This is a genomic window from Gordonia mangrovi (assembly GCF_024734075.1).
Lineage (GTDB): Bacteria > Actinomycetota > Actinomycetes > Mycobacteriales > Mycobacteriaceae > Gordonia > Gordonia mangrovi.
Window position 1 is genome coordinate 34861 of record NZ_CP102850.1, and the last position, 20719, is coordinate 55579.

The 20719-nt window shown below is 68.3% G+C and carries 19 protein-coding genes; 8 read left to right on the top strand and 11 right to left on the bottom strand.

The genetic code is table 11. The features are described 5' to 3' along the window. Positions 1-89: 89 nt before the first annotated feature. The 6 genes from NWF22_RS00150 to NWF22_RS00175 all read right to left on the bottom strand — a co-directional run bounded on the left by NWF22_RS00150 (position 90) and on the right by NWF22_RS00175 (position 6102). Entirely contained in the window at positions 90-1994 is a 1905-nt protein-coding gene (locus NWF22_RS00150) for a peptidoglycan D,D-transpeptidase FtsI family protein (RefSeq protein WP_160901156.1), read from the bottom strand. Between the two features lie 21 nt (positions 1995-2015). After that, entirely contained in the window at positions 2016-2903 is an 888-nt protein-coding gene (ftsL, locus tag NWF22_RS00155; RefSeq protein WP_160901155.1) for a cell division protein FtsL, read from the bottom strand. Next, positions 2900-3844, bottom strand: a complete 945-nt coding sequence (gene rsmH / locus NWF22_RS00160; protein ID WP_233751005.1) for a 16S rRNA (cytosine(1402)-N(4))-methyltransferase RsmH — start codon at positions 3842-3844, stop codon at positions 2900-2902. Before rsmH ends, ftsL begins: the two co-directional genes overlap by 4 nt. A 313-nt stretch (positions 3845-4157) precedes the next feature. Further along, positions 4158-4598, bottom strand: coding sequence for a division/cell wall cluster transcriptional repressor MraZ (gene mraZ, locus NWF22_RS00165; protein WP_160901153.1), 441 nt, complete (start codon positions 4596-4598; stop codon positions 4158-4160). A gap of 466 nt (positions 4599-5064) precedes the next feature. Then, positions 5065-5469 (bottom strand): SCO2097 family morphological protein, encoded by a 405-nt coding sequence (locus NWF22_RS00170; RefSeq protein ID WP_160901152.1) that lies wholly within the window; start codon positions 5467-5469, stop codon positions 5065-5067. Positions 5470-5628: 159 nt separating this feature from the next. Continuing rightward, a complete protein-coding gene (locus NWF22_RS00175; RefSeq protein ID WP_160901151.1) occupies positions 5629-6102 on the bottom strand; it encodes an SAV_6107 family HEPN domain-containing protein in 474 nt (157 codons plus the stop codon). A 291-nt stretch (positions 6103-6393) separates the two neighbouring features. On the opposite strand from NWF22_RS00175, the gene NWF22_RS00180 reads away from it, so the two are divergent. The 3 genes from NWF22_RS00180 (at position 6394) to NWF22_RS00190 (ending at position 9616) form a co-directional block, all read left to right on the top strand. Further along, positions 6394-7056, top strand: coding sequence for a GNAT family N-acetyltransferase (locus NWF22_RS00180; protein WP_160901150.1), 663 nt, complete (start codon positions 6394-6396; stop codon positions 7054-7056). Beyond that, the gene (locus tag NWF22_RS00185; protein ID WP_160901149.1) at positions 7053-8681 is read left to right on the top strand and encodes a phytoene desaturase family protein; all 1629 of its coding nucleotides are present in this window, start codon (positions 7053-7055) and stop codon (positions 8679-8681) included. Before NWF22_RS00180 ends, NWF22_RS00185 begins: the two co-directional genes overlap by 4 nt. 62 nt (positions 8682-8743) lie before the next feature. Further along, the gene (locus NWF22_RS00190) at positions 8744-9616 is read left to right on the top strand and encodes an LppM family (lipo)protein (protein WP_233750893.1); all 873 of its coding nucleotides are present in this window, start codon (positions 8744-8746) and stop codon (positions 9614-9616) included. Between the two features lie 17 nt (positions 9617-9633). Here the strand turns inward: NWF22_RS00190 and metF are convergent, their stop codons facing one another. Further along, positions 9634-10590, bottom strand: a complete 957-nt coding sequence (metF, locus tag NWF22_RS00195) for a methylenetetrahydrofolate reductase [NAD(P)H] (RefSeq protein WP_258321274.1) — start codon at positions 10588-10590, stop codon at positions 9634-9636. Positions 10591-10671: 81 nt separating this feature from the next. Between metF and NWF22_RS00200 the strand changes: the two genes are divergently transcribed. Genes NWF22_RS00200 through NWF22_RS00210 form a run of 3 tightly spaced genes read left to right on the top strand, consistent with a single transcriptional unit; the run spans position 10672 to position 14855 of the window. Beyond that, on the top strand, positions 10672-11802 hold the full coding sequence (locus NWF22_RS00200) for a polyprenyl synthetase family protein (RefSeq protein WP_160901147.1): 1131 nt from the start codon (positions 10672-10674) through the stop codon (positions 11800-11802). Then, positions 11799-13430 (top strand): alpha-(1->6)-mannopyranosyltransferase A, encoded by a 1632-nt coding sequence (locus NWF22_RS00205; protein WP_160901146.1) that lies wholly within the window; start codon positions 11799-11801, stop codon positions 13428-13430. Before NWF22_RS00200 ends, NWF22_RS00205 begins: the two co-directional genes overlap by 4 nt. 48 nt (positions 13431-13478) lie before the next feature. Continuing rightward, positions 13479-14855, top strand: a complete 1377-nt coding sequence (locus NWF22_RS00210; RefSeq protein WP_160901145.1) for a hypothetical protein — start codon at positions 13479-13481, stop codon at positions 14853-14855. A gap of 165 nt (positions 14856-15020) precedes the next feature. Here NWF22_RS00210 and NWF22_RS00215 read toward each other — a convergent pair whose 3' ends face one another. Continuing rightward, positions 15021-15386 (bottom strand): Rv2175c family DNA-binding protein, encoded by a 366-nt coding sequence (locus tag NWF22_RS00215; RefSeq protein ID WP_160901144.1) that lies wholly within the window; start codon positions 15384-15386, stop codon positions 15021-15023. Positions 15387-15458: 72 nt separating this feature from the next. On the opposite strand from NWF22_RS00215, the gene NWF22_RS00220 reads away from it, so the two are divergent. Continuing rightward, complete coding sequence (locus tag NWF22_RS00220; protein WP_160901143.1) at positions 15459-16619, top strand: protein kinase domain-containing protein; 1161 nt, start codon at positions 15459-15461, stop codon at positions 16617-16619. A 10-nt stretch (positions 16620-16629) separates the two neighbouring features. Here the strand turns inward: NWF22_RS00220 and NWF22_RS00225 are convergent, their stop codons facing one another. Both NWF22_RS00225 and NWF22_RS00230 read right to left on the bottom strand, forming a co-directional pair. Continuing rightward, the gene (locus NWF22_RS00225; RefSeq protein ID WP_160901478.1) at positions 16630-18024 is read right to left on the bottom strand and encodes a class II 3-deoxy-7-phosphoheptulonate synthase; all 1395 of its coding nucleotides are present in this window, start codon (positions 18022-18024) and stop codon (positions 16630-16632) included. 68 nt (positions 18025-18092) lie between these two features. Next, the gene (locus tag NWF22_RS00230; RefSeq protein ID WP_160901142.1) at positions 18093-18575 is read right to left on the bottom strand and encodes a polyadenylate-specific 3'-exoribonuclease AS; all 483 of its coding nucleotides are present in this window, start codon (positions 18573-18575) and stop codon (positions 18093-18095) included. Positions 18576-18620: 45 nt separating this feature from the next. Between NWF22_RS00230 and NWF22_RS00235 the strand changes: the two genes are divergently transcribed. Further along, entirely contained in the window at positions 18621-19991 is a 1371-nt protein-coding gene (locus NWF22_RS00235) for a glycosyltransferase 87 family protein (RefSeq protein ID WP_160901141.1), read from the top strand. A 3-nt stretch (positions 19992-19994) separates the two neighbouring features. On the opposite strand, the gene NWF22_RS00240 is transcribed toward NWF22_RS00235, so the two are convergent. Then, positions 19995-20696 (bottom strand): lysophospholipid acyltransferase family protein, encoded by a 702-nt coding sequence (locus NWF22_RS00240; RefSeq protein ID WP_160901140.1) that lies wholly within the window; start codon positions 20694-20696, stop codon positions 19995-19997. Positions 20697-20719: the final 23 nt, after the last annotated feature.

Consider the following 20719-nt stretch of genomic DNA (forward strand, 5'->3'; position numbering starts at 1 on the left):
CTCACGATACCGTCAGTCCCCGCACCGCCGTGTACCGGAGAGGCCGGGACAGGCATGTCCGCGCCGACCGGCGGTCATCGGTGAACGGGTCAGTTCGCCTCCAGCGTCAGACGCGGCTGTGGCTTCGCCGACAGCGGCACCCGGTCGCGCTGCATCAGCCAGGAGGCGATGGTGCCGAACATGGGCGCCGCCGACTGACCGCCGGAGCCGTCCGAGCTGCGCTTGGGATTGTCGAGCATGATCCCGATCACGTACCGCGGATCGTCGGCGGGGGCGATCCCGGCGAAGGTGATGTTGTACCGCGAGTTCGAGTAGCAGCCACATTCGGGATCCACCTGCTGCGCGGTGCCGGTCTTGCCGGACATCTGATACCCCGCGACCGCTCCGGTGTAACCGGTTCCCTGCTGCACGCCCATCGGGTCCTTCTGCAACACGGCGCGGAACATATCGCGCACGGTGGTGGCCGTCTGCGGGCTCACCACCCGGACCGCCGCCGGTCGCGTCATCTCATCCACCGGCTGCCCGTCGCGCTGCTCGGACAGCAGGATCCGCGGCGGAATGCGCAATCCGTCGTTCGCGATCGCCTGGTACATACCCGTCATCTGCAGCAGGGTCATGGACAGGCCTTGGCCGATCGGGAGATTGGCGAACGAGCCGCCGGACCACTGACTCAGCGCGGGCACCTCACCGGCGCTCTCGGCGGGCAGACCGACCCCGGTGCGCTGACCGAGACCGAACCGGTTGACCATGTCGGCAAAACGCTTCTCGCCGACCTTGCGGGCGAGCATGAGTGTGCCGACATTCGACGACTTACCGAAGATCCCGGTCGTGGTGTACGGCTCCACCGCATGCGCCCAGGCGTCGTTGACGGTGACGCCGGCCATGTGGATGTTGCCGGGCACCCGGTGCACCTCGGTCGGAGTGGTGACGCCGTATTCGATCGCCGCGGCCGCGGTGATGATCTTGTTCACCGAACCCGGTTCGAACGGCGAGGTGACCGAACGGTTGCCGAGGTCGGCGTCCTGCTGGTTCTCGAGTGGTTGTGCGGCATTGAACGTGTTGTCGTTGGCCATCGCGATCACCTCGCCGGTGTGTGCGTCGAGCACCACCGCCGAGGCATTCTTCGCGCCCGAGGCGGCCTTGGCCGCGTTGACCTGGCTCTGCACGAACCACTGCACATCGGAATCGATGGTCAGACGCACCGCGGCGCCGTTGATGGCGGGATGGACGTTGCGGGTGCTGCCCGGAATGACGGCGCCGTCCGAGCCGCGGTCGTAGGTCTTGGAACCGTCGGTGCCCGCCAATGTCGAGTCGAGCGAGGCCTCGAGTCCGATCAGTCCGTTGCCGTCGTAGTTCACGTCGCCGATGATGTTCGCGCCCAACGATCCACCCGGGTACAGCCGGATTGCCTGTGGGTCGGCCCCCACCTCAGGGAACTCCGAGGTGATCGTGGCGGCCACCTCGGGGCTGACCGAGCGCGCGAGGTAGACGAACGTGTCGTCGCTCGTGAGCTTGTCGAGGAGATCCGGTTCTGCGATCGATCCGCCGAGCGCCGACGACACCCCCTTGGCGATCTCGGCGAGTCGTTCGTCGACATCGGGCAGGGCGTCATCCTGCTGATGCGCCTCCGCGATCGACGTGCGCACCGCCTGCGGCAGAAATGTCAGTGCCCGTGCTTCGTCGGTGTAGGCCAGCGGTCGGCCGTTGCGGTCGAGGATGGCGCCACGCTTGGCGGTGAGCACCTGTGTGTACTCGCGCTGTTGGGCGGCCTCTGCGGAAATCGAGGACGCCTCGATGGTGTGCACGACGACCATCCGGACGGCGACGGCGAGGACCGCCAGGATCACGATGACCCCGGCGATCCGGCTGCGTCCGAGGAAGAAGTCGGGACGCCGGGGTCCGCGTCCGGAGGGCGCCGACCCCCGACCTCGTGACCCACCTCGTCCGCTTCCCGATCCACCCGCGTCGAGGCGCTGGAAGACGGCACGTGTCATGGTTGCCAATTGTCCGCTCGCCTACCGCGATTCCGCCGAATTTGCGCTCGGCGCGTTGCCGTTCGGCGGCAGCACATTCGGAGCGGGTGCGACGGTGCCGGGACTCGCCGGCACATCGGAGCCGGCCTCGGGAGCCGGCGTCGAGGTCGCCCCGGCAGCGGAGTCATCCGGCGAATCAGATTGCGATTGTTCCGAATCCGTCGAATCCCCAGATGCGTCACCGCCATCGGGTTCGGTCGTCTCGTCGGACTCGACGGCGGTGCCGGGCAGCCCCTGGGAATCGTCGACCTTCTTCGGGTCGATGGTGGCGACCGGGTCCGGTTCGGTCGGTGGGTTGATCGACCGCAGCGCCTTGCCCTGCGCGGGTTCGGGGTCGCCCACGACACGCGGCTTGCCCGGTCCGTCGACAATCATCCGCGCCGGGTTGCGCGCGGGGATCATGCCGAGCCGGGCGGCCTTGTCGGACAGCTCCGGTGCGGAATCACTGGATTCGTAGGTCCGTTTCAGGGAGTCACGCTTGTCCAGCAACGCCTGGTTCTGCTGCCGCTCCTCGCCCAGCCGGTAGGAGTCGGCGGCTGCCTTCGTCGACAGCCACAGGCTCAGCCCCAGCCCGACGACGAGCAATCCGATCACCGGCACGACGAAGGGCACCGAGGTGATGCGGGCGCGCAGCGACACCGCCCGTCGGGTCCGCCCGGACACCTTGGCAGCCGAGCGCTCGGCCACGCGGGCCGTGCGCACTTCCCGCTCGCGACGCTTCGCTCGACGGTCAATGGCCCGTTGTGCCGCAGCTGATCTCGTGGTCCGCGTGGTGCGGTCCGCGGACGTGCGCCGAGTCCGGCCCGGTCGCCGGGCGCCGTGTTCCTCTGCGTCATCGGTGTCGACGTCGGTGTCGTGCAGCAGCGTCATCGGCGATCCTTTTCCTCGACACGTTCGATCACCCGGACACGGACCGGAGCCGATCGTGGGTTGCGAGCCTGTTCGGCCGCGTCGGCACGCTCCGCACCCCGGGTGACCAGCCGGAAGTCCGGCGCCGATCCGGGCAGTTCCACCGGGAGGCCCTTGGGCGATGTGGATGTGGTGCGGGAGACGAACTCCCGCTTGACGATCTTGTCCTCGAGCGACTGGTAGCTCATCACCGCGACCCGGCCGCCGACCCGGAGCAGCGACAGTGCCGCCGGCAAGGCGCGCTCCAGCGCGTCGAGTTCGTGATTGACCTCGATGCGCAGCGCCTGAAAAGTCCGCTTGGCCGGATGCCCACCGGTCCGCCGGGTCGCCGCCGGAATGGTGTCGTAGAGCAACTGCACCAGTCGGGCGCTGGTGTCGAACGGCTGCCGCTCCCGCTCGCGCACGATGGCCGATGCTATTCGCCCCGCGAACCGCTCCTCCCCGTACTGCGAGAGGATGCGCGCCAGGTCGCCATGCGAGTAGGTGTTGAGAATGTCTGCGGCGGTGACGGTCTCGGACGAGGTCATCCGCATGTCCAGGGGCGCATCGACCGCGTAGGCGAACCCTCGGTCGGCCTGATCGAGTTGCATCGACGAGACGCCCAGATCGAACAGCGCGGCGTCGATCCGATCGATACCCAGGTCGGCGACCACGTCGGCGATCTCGTCGAAGCGCGCCTGCCGCAGAACCACCCGATCTTTTTGTCGCGCGAGCCGATCACCGGCGATGGCGAGGGCCGAGGGGTCGCGGTCGATGCCGATCACCCGGACGCGAGGGTGTGCATTCACGAGGAGTTCGGTGTGTCCGCCGGCACCGAGCGTCGCATCGACCACCACCGGATCGATGTCGCTGCGTGTCCCGGACAGCGCCGGCATGAGGAGTTCGATCATTCGGTCGGCCATCACGGGCAGGTGGCCGAAGTCGCCCGAGCGACGGGACTGCGACGAACCGCGGGACGCCCCGGCGGGCTCCTCCGGCTCCTCGTGTCGTTCGTTCACCGGCCCTCTCCTCGGACTGTGCGGTTCGGGCCGATCTCGGTGGGAGTCGACCCCTGTGACGTTGACGTCGGCACCATCCGTGCCGGCGTGTCCGATGGGGCGGGGTCTCGACCCGATCACGCACCTGGCGTTGGGGAAGTACGCCAGGGTCGCGTCGGGCCGAGGCCTCGACCCACCCGATCCGCTGTTCAGCTGTCTTTCTGCCGGTGGACGTCGCTCAGAGCACGGCATCCAACGCAGCAGATCCCGCGGCGGAGAAGTCTTCTTCGTGTTCACTCTGGTAGTCGCGCCAGGCCTGCGCGTCCCAGATCTCGAGGTGGTCGAAGCCACCGATCACCACGCATTCCTTCGACAGGCCCGCGTATGTCCGATGTTCGGCCGACAGGGTGATCCGGCCCTGCCCATCCGGGCGCTGTTCATCGGTGCTCGCGAAGAAGTACCGCTGAAAGGCCCGCGCTTCGGGGTTGTTGCGCGAGGCCGCCATGGTCTGCTCGGCGATGGCATCGAACTCCTCGGCTCGATACACCGACAGGCTGCGGTCCTGGCCTCGTGTGACCATCACCCCTCCTGCCAACGCGTCGCGAAACTTGGCGGGCAACGTCAGTCGCCCCTTGTCGTCGAGCTTGGGCGTGTAGGTGCCGACAAATCGCACGGACATGTCGCCACCTCCTGCCCCACCGGGTTCGACGTCCGGTCCGTCTCACCCAGTGATGCCACAGTACCCCACTTTCCACCACTTTCCACCCCCAACACTCCACTGCCACCCCACGCGATCACAAAAGGCCAGTTCAAGAGCGTGATGTGGCGTGGTGAAGCAGTCAGTCGTTCGGCGTGTACACCGAGGGCCGACCGTGACTGATGAGGTTCAAGACATCTGAAGAGGCTGGTGAAGCGTCAGGCGGTAGCCTGGTGGGGGAAGGTGGGGAGCTCGGTGGAGCGCGGTGGGGACACGATGGGGAACTCCGTGAGACCGCGTGGGACGGCATGGGTCCCGCGGGCCGGCCCGCGGGATCAGATCACCGACATCGAGGGCGGCGGAAGGCACCCGAACACGACAAAGGACCGCGCACCGTCGTGGTGCGCGGTCCTCGTGTAGGTCTGACCGAAACCGGCCTGGGAGCGGGCTACTCCTGCTCGAAGCGGCGGTTGAAGCGATCCTCCATGCGCTCGGAGAACTTGCGCTTCGACCCGCCGGGTCGCGGCTGCTTACCGGACGCACTGCCGGACGACTGCTTCCCAGCGGAACCGCCGCCGTCACCGCCCCAGAGCGCCATCAGGCCCGCGCCGAACATGACGAGGAAGCCGATGAGGCTGATGATGGGAAACCCACCGACACGAACCTCGACGACGAGCCCGCCGACGAGGAGCACCAGGCCGATGACGAAGATCGCCACCGCCTGCAGACGACGCCGACCACTGGACCTTCCGAGACGACGACGCTTGACGCTCGACGCGAACTTCGGGTCTTCGGCATACAGAGCGCTTTCGATCTGTTCGAGCATGCGCTGCTCGTGCTCCGAAAGAGGCACCGACCCTCCTTTTCCCAACTCCACCGACCCCGATCACGGACCTCTGGGTCCGCAGTCGTCATCGACGCCCAAGAGCCGCTTGTGCGGCTTCAATCCTCATGATACGAGCAGAATCATCCGCCGACCACCATTACCTGTGGTTGCGTTCAATCCTGCTCCTCATGCCGTCCGATCCGGACTGGCCTCGTGCTCGGACAACTTGCCCTGCTCGTAGGCGACCAGCAACTCCTCGACATCGTCGAGAAGCGCGAGCACCTGCCGACGGAGGTGACCGAGCGTTCGGTCATCAATGGTACGCACCAGTCCGGATTCGATGTCGAGTCGGATACCCGAACGGCCGGCGAAGTAATCTGCGTGGCCTGCGAGCGCCGGCACGACGATCGGCAGACGATTCCACGCGTTGCGCGAATGTCGACGGCGGACCGGGCGCGTGGAGGGCTCATAGATCTCGAGTGCAGCACCGGCCGCACGTAGCGCGGTGAGGTAATACTGACGAAAACGTTCTGCCGAGTCCTCGACCCCATCCGCGTTGTCGAACAGGATCAGCGCACGATCGAACAGATCGCGACTCCGCCGGACGACGATCGGGTCGATGTCCGACGTCGCCCGGTGCGACGGTGACGAATTCGACATCTCCACCTCCCCTACTGCTGCATCGGGCGGCTATCCGGTGTCACCCGAGGTCGTCCCCACCGGCCGAGTTGCCGCGGTGGACTCCCACTGTGTACAACGCCGGTCCGACAGCAAACGCTTCCCTCGTTCGCCGTCGGACCGGCGCCTCGATGTCGTCGGGTTCGGCGAACAGCTTGCGGAGGCTGGTTCATCGAACACCCGTTCGACATATTCAATATAGCTAGCGGGTGGGACACCTTCAAGCGGTGATCGACCCGGATGCCGAGAGTTCGACGAGAGGACAGACCTTCGTTGACGATCCGCCTCGTTGACCTGAGCGGGCAGGATGCCCACGCGTGGCTCGAGCCCGCGCTGGAGATCTACGTGACCGCGATGAACTACCCGCGTGGCACGGAGATCCATCGGGCGGCGCTGTGGCGCGAGCACATCGCCCGTCCCGGGTGGCGTGCGGTGGGCGCCGTGGCGTCCCTCCCCCGAACTCAGGCCGGCGGCTCGCCGCCGACCACACGGCGGCTCGCGCGGCCTGTCGCGGCCACCGACGACGACGTCCTCGTCGGCATCGCCTACGGATACCGCGGGGCGCGAGACCAGTGGTGGAATCAGCAGCTGCGGATCGGATTGCGGCGGGCGGGGGCCGGTGACGTCGAGATCGACGCGATCACCGGCGACTACTTCGAGCTCACCGAACTCCACGTTCATCCCTCCGCGCAGGGCCACGGCCTGGGCCAAGCGCTGTTGGACCGTCTCCTCGCCGGACGCACCGAGAGCAAGGTCCTGCTCTCGACACCGGAGATCCCGGCCGAGGACAACCGGGCGTGGGCGCTTTACCGCCGCCTCGGCTTCACCGATGTGTTGCGCCACTTCACCTTCACCGGCGATCCACGGCCGTTCGCGTTTCTCGGTCGTTCGTTGCCCCTACCACCGGACCCCGCCGATTCCGGGCAGCCACGATGATCCGACGGCGGCTGCGAGCGGGGTCATCCACTCATCCGGTGCGCGACGGCGTGGTCGTCGGGGCCGGCCACAACGGCCTCATCGCCGCCGCATACCTGGCGCAGGCCGGCCGTTCGGTGCAGGTTCTCGAACGTGACACGGTCGCCGGGGGCGCGGTGTCGACCGTCGAGCGGTTCCCGGGCTACCGCGTCGATCGCGGCTCGTCGGCACATCTGATGATCCGCCACTCCCCCGTCCTCGACGAGCTGCAGTTGTCCGCGCACGGACTGCGCTACGTGGACTGCGATCCGTGGGCCTTCGCACCCGGCACGGCCACCACCGCACCGATCGTCTTCCGTACCGATCTCGAGGCCACCTGCGCATCGATCGCGGCCGCGGTGGGTACCGCCGACGCCGAGGCCTACCGGCAGTTCGTGGGCGTGTGGCGTCCGCGGGCCCGCGCGGTCATGCGGTCGTTCTACTCCCCGGCTGCACCGGGTCGTTTCGCGACCGCATTCGCCGGCCTGACCGGCACCGCCGAATCCGCACGTCCGGGCCCGGTCGCTCGCCGGGCCGGTGCCATGCTCAGCCTGACCCAGGAACTCATGTCCTCGGGTGATGCGCTGCTGGACCGATGGTTCACCGCCGAACCGCTCAAGGCCGCCCTCGCCTGGTTCGGTGCCCAGTCCGGGCCACCCATGAACGCGCCCGGAACGGCGCCGATGATCGGATTCGCCGCTCTGCAGCACGACATCCCGCCCGGTCGGGCGCTCGGCGGCAGTGGGGCACTCACCGAGGCGTTGCTGCGTCGGATCTCCGCCGACGGCGGCGAGGTGGCCACCGGTAGGCCCGCGGTCGCGATCTCGCGCTGCGGCGACCACTGGCGGGTGGACACGCCCGGTGACGGGGGGCACTGCGCCACGACCGTCATCGCCGCATGCCATGTGCTGACCACCCTGGATCTGCTGGCCACGGGCGGCTATGACCCGACGACGATCGACCGATGGCGCGCGCAGATCGCGGTGGGCGACGGCATCGGGATGGCTGTGCGGATGGGCACCGACCAACTGCCCGTCTACCCCGACCTGCCGTCGGACCTCCCCGCGCACGGTGTGCATTCCGCACTCGGCCTGCTCGTCACCGACCGTGCCCACCTGCGGCGCGCGCAGACGGCCGCGAGCGTGGGCGAACTCCCCGAGCGACCGGCACTCGTCGCGATGGGCTATTCCGCCATCGACCCGTCGCTGGCACCGCCCGGCGAACACCTGCTCAATGTGTGGGCTCAGTGGCATCCACGCCGCCTCGCCGACGGCACCACCTGGCAGCAGGTCGCCCCCGCCGCGGCGGCTGCGGTCACCGCCGAACTCGACCGACACGCCCCGGGATTCAGCGATCACATCCGCCACACCCACATCCAGACACCGGAGGATCTCGAGAACGAGCTCGGCCTGGTCGGCGGCAACATCATGCATGTGGAGATGAGTATCGACCAGATGTTCTTCTGGCGGCCCCATCCCGACCTGTCGAATCATCGGGTGCCCGGCGCGGACGGAATCCTGCTGGCCGGTGCCTCGACCCATCCCGGGGGCGGAGTGACCGGGGCCAGCGGACGCATCTCGGCGCAGCTCGCCCTGCGTCGACGCTGATCCGGACGGGGGTCGGCGCCGCCGGGTGCGTCGGCCGCGTCTCGGGGTCGTCGTCTGGCACGATGATCACCGTGCGTTCGACATCCCGCTGGTCCGCGATCCTGCTGCTGTTGTCCCTCGTGGCCGTGACGCCCCTGCTCGGTGGCTGTCTGGAACGTTCGACGACGGTTGGTGACCGCTTCTCGGGGACCGTGATCGTGGCGACGGCGCCCGACAATCCGCGCGGGACGCCGCAACTCGACGTTCCCGAATCGATGGCATCCCGGATCACGCTGACCGACTACTCCACGGTGCCCGAATCGGAGTCGGCGACGCCCGACGAGGACTCCGCAGGTGGGAGTTCAGCAGACGGCGGGGACCCTGCGGCGGAAGGTACCGACGAGCAGATCCCCTACGTCGGAACGCGGGCGGTGTTCACCGATCTTACCAGTGGCCAGTTCGGCCAACTCGGCGACATCGTCGCCGCCGCCTTCGGGGACTCGGCCATGAGTATGGATCTCACCGCCAAGCGCAGTGACGACGTGGTCCGATTCCGTGGCAACGCCGATCTGAGTGATCTCACCGCCGGCCGCGATCTCGTGGAGCTGACGGTGGTGTTCGGCGGCCCGGTGACGGCGACCAACGGCGAGCAGATCGGCGAGCGCACCGTTCATTGGTCTCCCGAATCCGGTAAACCCGCCGACTTCAGCGCCGACGCCACCTACCCGGACCCGGCGACCGCCGCGGTGAGCAGTTGGTCGTGGTTCGTCGCTCTGCTGTGCCTGGTCGTCGTCGCCCTGGTGGTGCGGCTGGCGTTCGCCAACCGGGACCGCAGTCCGCGGCCGGGACGACCGCGGCGCAACCGGAAGACCGGCGGTGGCTCGACGGCACCGACACCCACCTCGCAGTCGACATCGGACGCCGACAGCTCGGCCGGCTCGGGTACCCGCCGCTGACCCTCCCCGTCGGGCGGTCAGCGCGAGGCGGCCGGCAACGCCGACCGGGTGTCCACACCCAGGCGTTCGAGGACCTCGCTGGTCGCCTTGGCGAAGTTGAGACTGCAGAAATGCAGGCACGGGACACCTTCGGTGACCAACCGCGCAGCCATCTCCGTCGCGAAGTCGATACCGACCGCGCGCACCGCCTCCCGGTTCTCCTCCGCGCCGTCTCCGGCCGCAGCGGCGAAGCGCTCCTGGACGTCGGCCGGGATCACCGACCCCGACAGTTCGGCCATGCGTCGCACGGTCGCCAGCGAGGTGATCGGCATGATGCCCGGAATCAGCGGTTTCGCACCCTGTTCCGGATCGGCGCGATTCACCCGATCACGCAGCCGCAGAAAATCCTCGACGTCGAAGAACATCTGGGTGATCGAGTATTCGGCGCCGGCCCGGAGCTTGTTCACCAGCGTCCGGGTGTCGTGCTCGAGGTCGGGCGCGCGGTGATGCCCTTCTGGGAACGAGGCGACACCGACGTGGAAATCACCGAGGTCGGCGATCAGTCGGACCAGATCCTCGGCGTACTCCACCCCCTCGGGATGGCGGACCCATTCGCCGAGCGGGTCACCCGGCGGATCGCCGCGCAACGCCAGGATGTTCGTGATGCCGTTGTCGGCATAGGAACCCACCAGGGCGCGCAGTTCGTCGACGCTGTGATTGACCGCGGTGAGATGGGCCACCGGCAGCAACGTCGTCTGGGTCGCGAGTTCGCCCGCGATGCGCGCGGTGCGATCGCGGGTGGACCCGCCTGCGCCGTAGGTCATGGAGACGAACGCGGGGCCGAGCCGCTCGAAGGTCCGCACGGCCCGCCACAGCCGCGCCTCGGCCTCGGCGTCACGGGGCGGGAAGAACTCCACCGAGAACGGGACCGGACCGCGGTGCGGAGCGGACAGCCGCTCGACGATCGACGGGGCAGGGTTGGCGGTTGAAGTCACCTGAACAGTGTACGGACCGGGCACCCGACGCCGGTTATCGGCGGGCAACGGGTCGCCGAACCCATGCCCTAGCCTGGCAAGGTGACCTCCGCGCTTCCGATCCCCGCCGGGCTCGACGACGTCCCGGCTGCTGTCGACTCCGCGCTCGCCGCATTCTTCGCCCAGGCGGTCCCGACGGCGGCCGCGATCGATCCGCAGGTCGGGACGGCAGCCGCAGCGCTGGCCGAGTTCGTCCTCGGAGGCGGCAAGCGCGTGCGACCGGTCTTCGCCTACGCCGGCTGGCTCGCGGGCAAGTCGTCGCACACCGCGTCCGAGGTCCCCGACGACACCGATGCGCTGCGGGTGGCCGCCGCGCTGGAGTTGGTTCAGGCCTGCGCCCTGATCCACGACGACATCATCGACCGATCCGACACCCGACGCGGCCGCGCCACCGTGCACCGCGACTTCGAGCAGCGCCACCGCTGGGTCGGTTGGGCCGGGGACGCGGCACACCACGGCGTCGCCACCGCGATCCTGCTGGGTGACCTCGCACTGTCCTGGGCCGACGACATGGTGCACGGTCATCTGCCCGGCGACACGGCCGGCCACCAACCGCCGCATCCGCTGCCCGCCGCCGTCGGACAGGTGTGGTCGTCGATGCGCACCGAGGTCCTCGGCGGCCAGTATCTCGACATCGTCAACGAGGCTTCCGGCGACGACACGGTCGACGCCGCCTATCGCGTGATGGAGTTCAAGACCGCCGCATACACCGTGGCCCGACCGCTCGAGCTCGGCGCGTCACTGGCCGGTGCGCCGCAGACCCTCATCGGTGACCTGCGCTCCGTCGGACACGACCTCGGTATCGCGTTCCAATTGCGCGACGATCTGCTGGGCGTCTTCGGCGATCCCGCGCAGACCGGCAAGCCGTCCGGCGATGACCTGGTGGCCGGCAAGCGCACCGCGTTGCTCGCAGTCGGCTTGGCGCGTGCGGCCGAACGCGACCCCGCGGTGGCCGACACCTTGCGGCACAGCGTGGGCCGACCGCTCACCGACGACGAGGTTGGCACCGCCCGTGCGATCCTGACCGACGTGGGAGCCCGCGACGAGATGGAGCAACGGATCTCGGCACTGCTCACCTCGGCGCTCGACACGCTCGCCGCGGCCGACCTCGGCGACGCCGTACGTGCCGAACTGGTCGCCTTCGCCACCCGCATCTCCCACCGATCGACATGACCGCGCCCGCGACGCCATCCGATCCCGTGGCCCGGGCCGGCGGCGCCGGGGGCTCGGCCTGGCGTCGCGCGCTCGCTCGTCCGGGCGCCGCCGATCTGGCGTTGGGTCTGGTGGGTTCGATCGCGGTGTGTGTCGGCAGTTTCGGGGTCGGTGACATCGCGCGCAACAACACCGTCGCGCAGGATCTCGGATTGTCGATGATCACCTACGGACACGGGAAGACGTTGTTCGGCACCGTCTTCTGGTTCGGTGTCGCCACGATGATCATCGCCTGGGTGCGGCTCGGACGCACCCTTCTCACCGCCCGCGGCGCTTCGCCGGGCCGCGATGTCCCCACGGTCCGTGCGATGCGGACCGGCGTGCTGATGTGGGCGGCGCCGCTCGCGGTCGCGGTCCCAGTCTACAGCCGGGACGTATACGCCTATCTCGGCCAGGGGGCGGTATTCCGCGAGGGATTCGACCCGTACGCCGACGGGCCCGCCCACCACGCCGGTCCGCTGCTGGACAGCATGGCCCAGGTCTGGGCGTCCACCACCGCACCGTACGGTCCGTTCTTCGTGGGCGTCACCCGGGTCGTCACCGAGGTCACCGGCGACCACGCGATCCTCGGCGTCTATGCGATGCGGTTGATCCTCCTTCCCGGACTGTTGCTCGCACTGTGGGCGATTCCCCGTCTGGCGGCGCATTTCTCGGCATCACCGCAGAGCGGTCTGTGGTTGGCGGTGGCCAATCCGATGATCCTGATCCATCTCGTCGCCGGCACCCACGTCGAATTGCTCATGATGGGCATCCTGGTCGCGGGCGTCACGCTCGTCGTCACCGGTCGGCATGCGGTCGGACTGGCGGTGCTCGGGCTCGCGATCTCGATCAAGGTCACCGCCGGCATCGCGATCCCGTTCGTGGTGTGGATCTGGTTGGCACACATCCGCGCACGACGCCCGGTACGGGCCGCCGACGTGGTCGGGGTGTTCGCGGCGGTCGTCGCGATACCGGTGGCGGTGTTCACCGTTTGGACCGCCGCACTCGGACTGGGTCTGGGCTGGCTCACCGGTCTCGGGTGGGCCGACCGGATCATCAACTGGTTCACCGTGCCCACCCTCACCGCACATGTGGTGACACTGGTCGCCGCACCCTTCACCGCGCTGAACCTGCAACCCGTCCTGGCGGTGACCCGGGCCGTGGGAGCGGTGGTGCTGGCGATCATCCTGGTCGCACTGTGGTGGTGGGGTCGCCGCGACGAACGGCGCGCGATGGCCGCGATGGTGTGGGCGATGCTCGCGGTGTTGTTGCTCGAACCGTCCACGCTGCCCTGGTATTACACCTGGGTGCTCGGTCTGGCGGTGGCGTTCACCCTGCGGCCCCGCGCGCACGCCCTGGTGGTCTTCGTGTCCACCTTCATGTTGATCGTCTTCCAGCCCGACGATTCGATCCTGTTCTACAAATTGCCGGAAACCCTGCTGGCGACCGCTTTGTCGGCGCTCGCGGCCGTCTCGTTGCTCAGACACGACCCACTGCGCATCGGCCGCGTGGTCGACTGGTTCCGAGCGGTACCCGCCGATGCGGCAGAGACCCGGGCCGATCGACAGACGATGGCCGACGATTCTTGTCGTACCCGCCCGATAGCCTGACCGTAGTTCCTGTTTCCCACCCGCATGCCCGCGCCGAGAGGTCGTTTCGTGTTCTCCTTCACCGATCACGACGCCGACGACACCGTGTTGTCGGCGCCGCTCGACGGGGTCGCCGAGGAGATGGCCTACACCGACGGCGTCCGCGACATGCTGCGCCTGAGCCGCCAATCCGAGGCACGAGCCGTGCTCGGCGCCGGCATGATCGGCGACCGCGCCTACAACGACCGCATGAACGGCCAAGGCCCGCACGCCACCTCCCGCTCCCACACCAAAGCCCACAAACACGCCATCGGCGAGATCTCCCTGCAACTGGGTATCACCCGCGGCAAAGCCGGCGAATGGTCCTCGCTCGCGCAGATGCTGGCGCACCTGCCCAAGATCCGGTTGGCCTACCTCGCCGGGGACTTCAGCACCCACCGCGTCACCGAGCTGGCCAAGAGCTCCCAAATCGCGCCCAAAGGCAATCTGCGCGAACGCATCAACGAGATCATCGACGCAGCGCTCGGCCCCCGACCCAACCTCGGCACCGACGACCACCCGGACTCCCCGGACGACGCAGTCGCAGACGAGGCACTCGAGGACCCGGCCCAGGCGCCCATCGATTTCGAGGACATCGCCCTGGAACTGGCCTACCGGCCCACCCCCGACACCGTGCTACGCGACGAACTCGACAGCGCACTGATCAGCCTGGACCCCGACGCCCACGCCCAAGCCCGCGAGGACGTCGCCCAGGCCTTCCAGAACGTCACCTTCGCCAAAGAAGCCTTCGGCCACATGGAAATGTCGGCCTGCCTGAGCGCCGAACACGCCATCCACCTACAACACCGCATCGCCGACCTCCTCGACGAACGCGTCTGCCGCCGCGACCCCCGCCGCGTCGGACACCGACGCGCCGTCGCCCTCGCCGAAATCCACGGCGTCCCCGGTGCACACCTGCAATGCGAATGCGGTTACGACACCTGCACCGCTGCGCCCAGCGAACCGATCGAGCCCACCGAAGCGACCGGCACGGAGCCGGAGATCGCACTACCGGACAGCGCAGCGTCCACGAGCACCGCAGCGGCCGATGCCGCCGGGGCCAACTGCGAACCGTGCAGCGACGACCCCTCGCGCCCGACTCCGCAGGATCCCGGCGACACCACACGGGACGGCTACCGCGCCGAGTGCCGCTGCCCCGAGAGGGGCGGTGCACCACACACGCCCGACCCCGAGACCCGTCGAGTCGGGCCCGACATCACCACGAACCTTGGCGCCGCCGCCCCCGGCAGCATCGCGTCACCAGACACCCTCGTCATCGACGTCTTCACCTGCCCCACACTCACCGTGGAGCATCCACCCACCGACGACCGGACCTGCCGCCCGTCTGCCACCCCCCGCGTCGGCAAGATCTACCTCTACCGCGACTTCCACTGCCGGCACCCCTAGCCCGGCACCCCTAGCCCGACACACCTAGCCCGACACACCTAGCCCGACACACCTGGTCCGACACACCACCCGACAACACCGGCCGGGCATCCAAGGCTGCTGTCCGATGGTCGAGAACCAGCACCCCGCAGCGTGATCCAGACGACCTAAGTGGTGCTGGAGCGCTCAGAAGGCCTGGGCCTGAGCTCGGCGCACCACCTCACGGGCCGAATGGGTGTGCAACGCCTCGGCCGGATGCAGGCCCAGGTCGTCCTGCACGGTGAACAGCCAGCTCATCACATCGTTACGCGAGTACCCGCCATCGAGCAGGACCTCGACGAGACCACCGAGATGTTTGGCGATCCCGAGATCGTCGAAGAAGACCGCCGGGATGACCGGCTGACCCGCCCGGGATACGGCCAGCAGGTGGTGATCTCGGATGAGGGTCCGAACCCGGTTGGGCGAGACCCGCAGTCGCGCGGCCACCTCGTCGAGAGTCAGCGTGGCGACATCGGACGGCAGATTGTCCTCGGACAATGGTAGAGAGCCCACATCGCGAGCCTACCGGCTCGCCGACCCGCTCGGTCCCGAGTCGCCGGTCGTGCGCCCGGTAGATTCGGCTACGTGACACCTCCCGCCGATCCTCTCGTGGGTTCGACCCTCGAGAACCGCTACCGCATCGACGCGCCGATCGCGCGCGGCGGCATGTCGGCGGTGTATGTCGGTGTCGATCTGCGGCTGGGCCGCTCGGTTGCGGTCAAGGTGATGGACGAACGCTACAGCAGTGACCCGCTGTTCCTCCGCCGGTTCGAGTTCGAGGCGCGGGCCGTCGCCGGACTCAAACACCCCGGTCTCGTCGCCGTCTACGACCAGGGAATCGACAACGGCACGGTCTTCCTCGTGATGGAGCTGGTCGAGGGCGGCAGCCTGCGCGAATTGCTGCGCGAACGCGGCCCGATGCCGCCGCATGCCGTCACCGCCGTGGCCGACCCGGTACTCGGCGGACTGGGTACCGCGCACGCGGCCGGCCTGGTCCACCGGGATGTGAAACCCGAGAATGTCCTGATCTCCGATCGTGGTGAGGTCAAGGTCGCCGACTTCGGTCTGGTCCGTGCGGTCGCCGAGGCCGGCGTGACGTCGGCGAGCGTGATCCTGGGAACAGCCGCGTACCTGTCGCCCGAACAGGTGGAGTCCGGCGACGCCGACGCGCGCAGCGACGTCTACTCGACGGGCGTCATGATGTTCGAATTGCTTACCGGCCGAACGCCATTCCGCGGTGACACGCCGCTGGCGCTGGCATATCAGCGGTTGAGCTACGACGTTCCGGCGCCCGGCGACGTCGTGGACGGGGTGCCCGAGGAGTTCGACGAGATCGTGTTGCGGGCGACCGAGCGCAATCCGGCGGAGCGTTACTTGGACGGTTTCGACATGCAGCGGGCGCTGCTCGCCGCCGCCGACGAACTCGACCTGCCGCCGTTCACCGTGCCCGCACCGCGGCGCTCCGCCGAACGAGAGACCATGGCACGCATGCGGGGAGGTTCGTCACCCGCCACGCCACCGGCCCCTGCCCAGAAACCGCACCAGCACACCAGGGTCCAGTCCCAGGCCGCTCCGATCGCGCCGGCCCACGGCACCACACCACCGCCCCGCACCGCCCGCGAGCTGCCGACCGATCCGGACGACCACGCGACGCTGCGCGCGGCCATCTGGATCGGCCTCGTCCTCGCCGTCGCCCTGGCGCTCGGCGCCACCGCGTGGTGGGCGGGCCAGACCTTCCTGATCTGACGCCGGTCTGTCAGCCGCGCAACATCTCTGCCACCAGGAAGGCCAATTCCAGCGACTGCTGGGTGTTGAGCCGCGGATCGCAGGCGGTCTCGTAGCGGCCGGCCAGGTCCAGATCCGAGATGTCCTGGGCACCACCGAGACATTCGGTGACGTCCTCACCGGTCAGCTCGATGTGCACGCCACCCGGGTGGGTGCCCAGTGCCCGGTGCACCTCGAAGAAGCCCTGGACCTCATCGACCACCCGGTCGAAGTGCCGGGTCTTGTAGCCGGTGGACGATTCGTGGGTGTTGCCGTGCATCGGATCGCACTGCCAGATCACCTTGTGTCCGGTCGCCTCCACCGCGGAGATGATCGCCGGCAGCACCTCACGCACCTTGTTGTTGCCCATTCGCGACACCAGGGTCAATCGGCCGGGCCGATTGTGCGGGTCGAGCCGTTCCACGTATTCGACGGCCTGCTCCGGGGTGGTGGTCGGCCCGATCTTCACGCCGATTGGATTGTGGATGAGTTCGGCCAGCGCGACATGCGCCCCGTCGAGCTGACGGGTGCGCTCCCCGATCCACAGAAAGTGCGCCGACAGGTCGTAGAGGACCTTCTCGTCCGGGTTGTCGGGATCGTCGGCCAGCCGCAGCATCGCCCGCTCGTAGTCGATGACCAGCGCCTCGTGTGACGCGAAGATGGACGCCGAATCCAGTTTGGAGTCCGTCACGCCGCACGCATCCATGAACCGCAAACCGCGGTCGATCTCCGACGCCAGGGCCTCGTAGCGGGCGCCGGCGGGCGAGGTCCGGACGAATTCCCGGTTCCACAGATGCACACGACGCAGGTCGGCTTCCGAACCCGTGAGAGCGCGAACCAGATTCATCGCCGCAGCCGCATTGGCGTAAGCACGCACCAGCCGCGACGGGTCGTGAATCCGCGCCGCCTCGTCGGCGACGAAACCGTTGATCATGTCGCCGCGATAGGACAGCAATCCGAGGGCATCGGTGTCCGAGGACCGCGGTTTGGCGTACTGACCGGCGATCCGCGCAACCTTCACCACCGGCATGCTGGCGCCGTAGGTCAGCACGACCGCCATCTGCAGCAGGGTCCGGATGTTGCCCTTGATGTGCGGTTCGGTGTTGTCGACGAACGTCTCGGCACAGTCACCGCCCTGCAGCAGGAACGCCCGCCCCTCGGCGACCTCGGCGAGCTGCGCGGACAGGGCCTGAACCTCGACGGGCATGCAGATGGGCGGGACACTTTCCAGGACGGTGCGCATCTTGCGGGCCTCACCGGCGGGCCAGCTGGGCTGCTGGAGCGCCGGGCGGGCGATGGCATCGTCGAACCGGGCCTGCAGGTCGCCGGGCAGCGGCGGGAGCTCCGGGAGATCTTCGATCGGAACGTCTACGGTCCAGTTGGTCACCACGGATACAGGGTAGTGGAATCGTCGAGATGCCCGGTCGAGGGGCTGCCACCGCGGTCCGCCGGTTCTCAGCGCCTGGACTGTTCGATGACCTGCCAGCGACGCAGATTGTGCCGAGCGTCGGTCAGCGCATCGTGGGCGTCGCGGGGCGAGGGCGGCAGGTTGGGCCGGCCGGCCGCCTCCCAGTGCTGTCGCAGTTCGCGGGTGAAGCGGGGCATCGCCCGGGGCAGCGCGGTCATCGGCCCCCACAGCTGACACAGCACAACGTGGTCATAGGCACCCACCCATGCCCACAGCTCCACCTCATCGTCGGCTTCGGTGAGGAACGCGAGCAGGTCCTCGCGGATCTGCCGCCGGCCGCGCCAGGCCGGGGATGCGGGCGACGGCAGCTTGGGCAACACGTTGGCTCGTACCCAGTCCCCCGCCCGCCCCGGATCGAACTCCGTGGAGACCGCGTAGAATTCCCGACCGTCCTCGGCAACGACACCGATCGAGATGAGTTCGATGGTGGTGCCGTCCTCGATAAACTCCGAGTCGTAGAAGTACCGCATGGCCACCAGTATTCACACCCTCGTGAGCGGAGAAGCGCCGAGACCATGACTGTCCTGTCCGAGGCCGACGCCCGGCTGCACCGATGGCTGCCGTCGGTCCGCGTCCGCGTGGTGATCGCGATGGCCTTCGCGGCCTCGGTGACACTGCAGATCGTCGGTATCCCGTTCACCTCGAGTTTCGGGACCCGCACCCGCATCGACCTCGATGTCTACCGGTTGGGCGCGCAGATCTGGCAGCAGGGCCAGAGCCTCTACGCAGACGGTTCGATGCCCTTCACCAGCGACGGCATCTGGCTGCCGTTCACCTATCCACCCTTCGCGGCAATCGGATTCGTGCCGCTCGGCCTGCTCGGTCTGGGTCTCGCCGGACTCCTGATGTCGGTACTGACCGCGGTGTTGGTCGTCATCTGCGCACACATCTTCTTCTCGGTGCTGTCGGTGGGGACACCCGCCAACCGGTGGTGGATCGCGCTGATCGCCGGCGGGCTCGCCGTCTGGTCCAACCCGTTGTGGATGACCCTCGGCTTCGGACAGATCAACATCGTGTTGATGACCCTGATCATCGTCGACGTCTTCGTGGTGGGCCGTGGTCGTGCGCGCCCGGCCGGACCGTTGCAGGGTGTGCTCACCGGCCTGGCGGCTGCGGTGAAACTCACCCCGCTGGTGTTCATCGCGGTCTTCCTGTTCGCCCGTAGGTGGCGCTCGGCGGCCGTCGCGGGCAGCACCTTCGTCGGCGCGGGAGTACTGGCCTGGATCTGGCTACCCGCCGATTCGCTGACCTATTGGACGCACACCCTGTTCCACACCACCCGCATCGGCGACCCGGCCGGTCGCATCAACCAGAACATCAATGCGCTGTGGATCCGGCTGGTGCCCAACGCGGAGATGACCGAACAGCTGCTGTGGGTGGCCAGTTCGGTGGTGGTCACGGCGCTGGCCGTCGTCGCCGGGCGGGCGTGCCTGCCGGTGACGGCCTTCCGGACGCTACGCGGCCCGACCGCGCCGTCGGCGCCCGGTTCAGCGGGCATCGCGGCCGTCCTGGTCACCTGCGTTGCCGCGACCTGGGGTCTGCTGGTCTCGCCGACATCCTGGGCCCACCACTGGGTCTGGGCAATGCCGACGATCCTCGTCACCGCGGTCATCGCGGCGCGTAGCAGCGACCGTCGCGTTCAGCTGGCACATGCGGCGGTGGCGTCGACCGGGGTCATCATCTTCGCGCTCGGGCCGTTCCAGTTCTTGTCACCGACGGTCCGACAGTGGTCGGTCATCGATCATCTGGTGGGCAACGCCTACACCCTGTGGGGACTCGGACTCCTGCTGGTCGTGTCGCTGCTGCCGCCGCAGTGGCCCGAACGTCGAACCGCCGATGCCGGCCGGCCTCGGCGCGAGGGGCGCGTCCTGACGCTCAGGGGTTGACGGTCACGCCGCGGCCGGCTCGGCCGGTGTGGCGCGCTTGTTCTTGAGTGACGCCGCGTAGATGTCGACGTACTGCTGCCCGGACAGCTGCATGAGCTCGTACATGATCTCGTCGGTGATGGCGCGCTCGATGAAGCGGTTGCCCTGCATCCCCTCATAGCGTGCGAAATCGAGCGGCTTGCCGATCTTCACGACGATGCGGGCCGGTCGCGGGATGACGGTCCCGGGCGGATTGAGCTTCTCGGTGTTGATCATCGCGACCGGGATCACCGGGACACCGGTGTCCAGGGCCACCCGGGCCAGACCCGTCTTGCCCTTGTAGAGCCGGCCGTCGGGAGAACGGGTGCCCTCCGGGTACATGCCCATCAGCTTGCCGGCCTCGAGTTGCCGTCGGGCCGCGGTCAGCGCACCCGCGGCCGCTTCGGCGCCGGAACGGTCGATCGGAATCTGACCGACGGCCGAGAAGAACCAGCGCTGGAATGCGCCCTTGGCACCGGTACCGGTGAAGTACTCACTCTTGGCGAGGAAGTAGATGCGACGGCGCACCATCAGCGGCAGATAGAAGCTGTCCATCACGGCGAGATGGTTGCTGGCCAAGATCGCCGGCCCGCGCTCCGGAATGTTCTCCAGCCCCTCGATCTTCGGCCTGCCGAGGACTCGCAGAATCGGCCCGAGCAGCACGTACTTGAATGTGTAATACCACATCGATGACTCCGAACCTCGTCAAT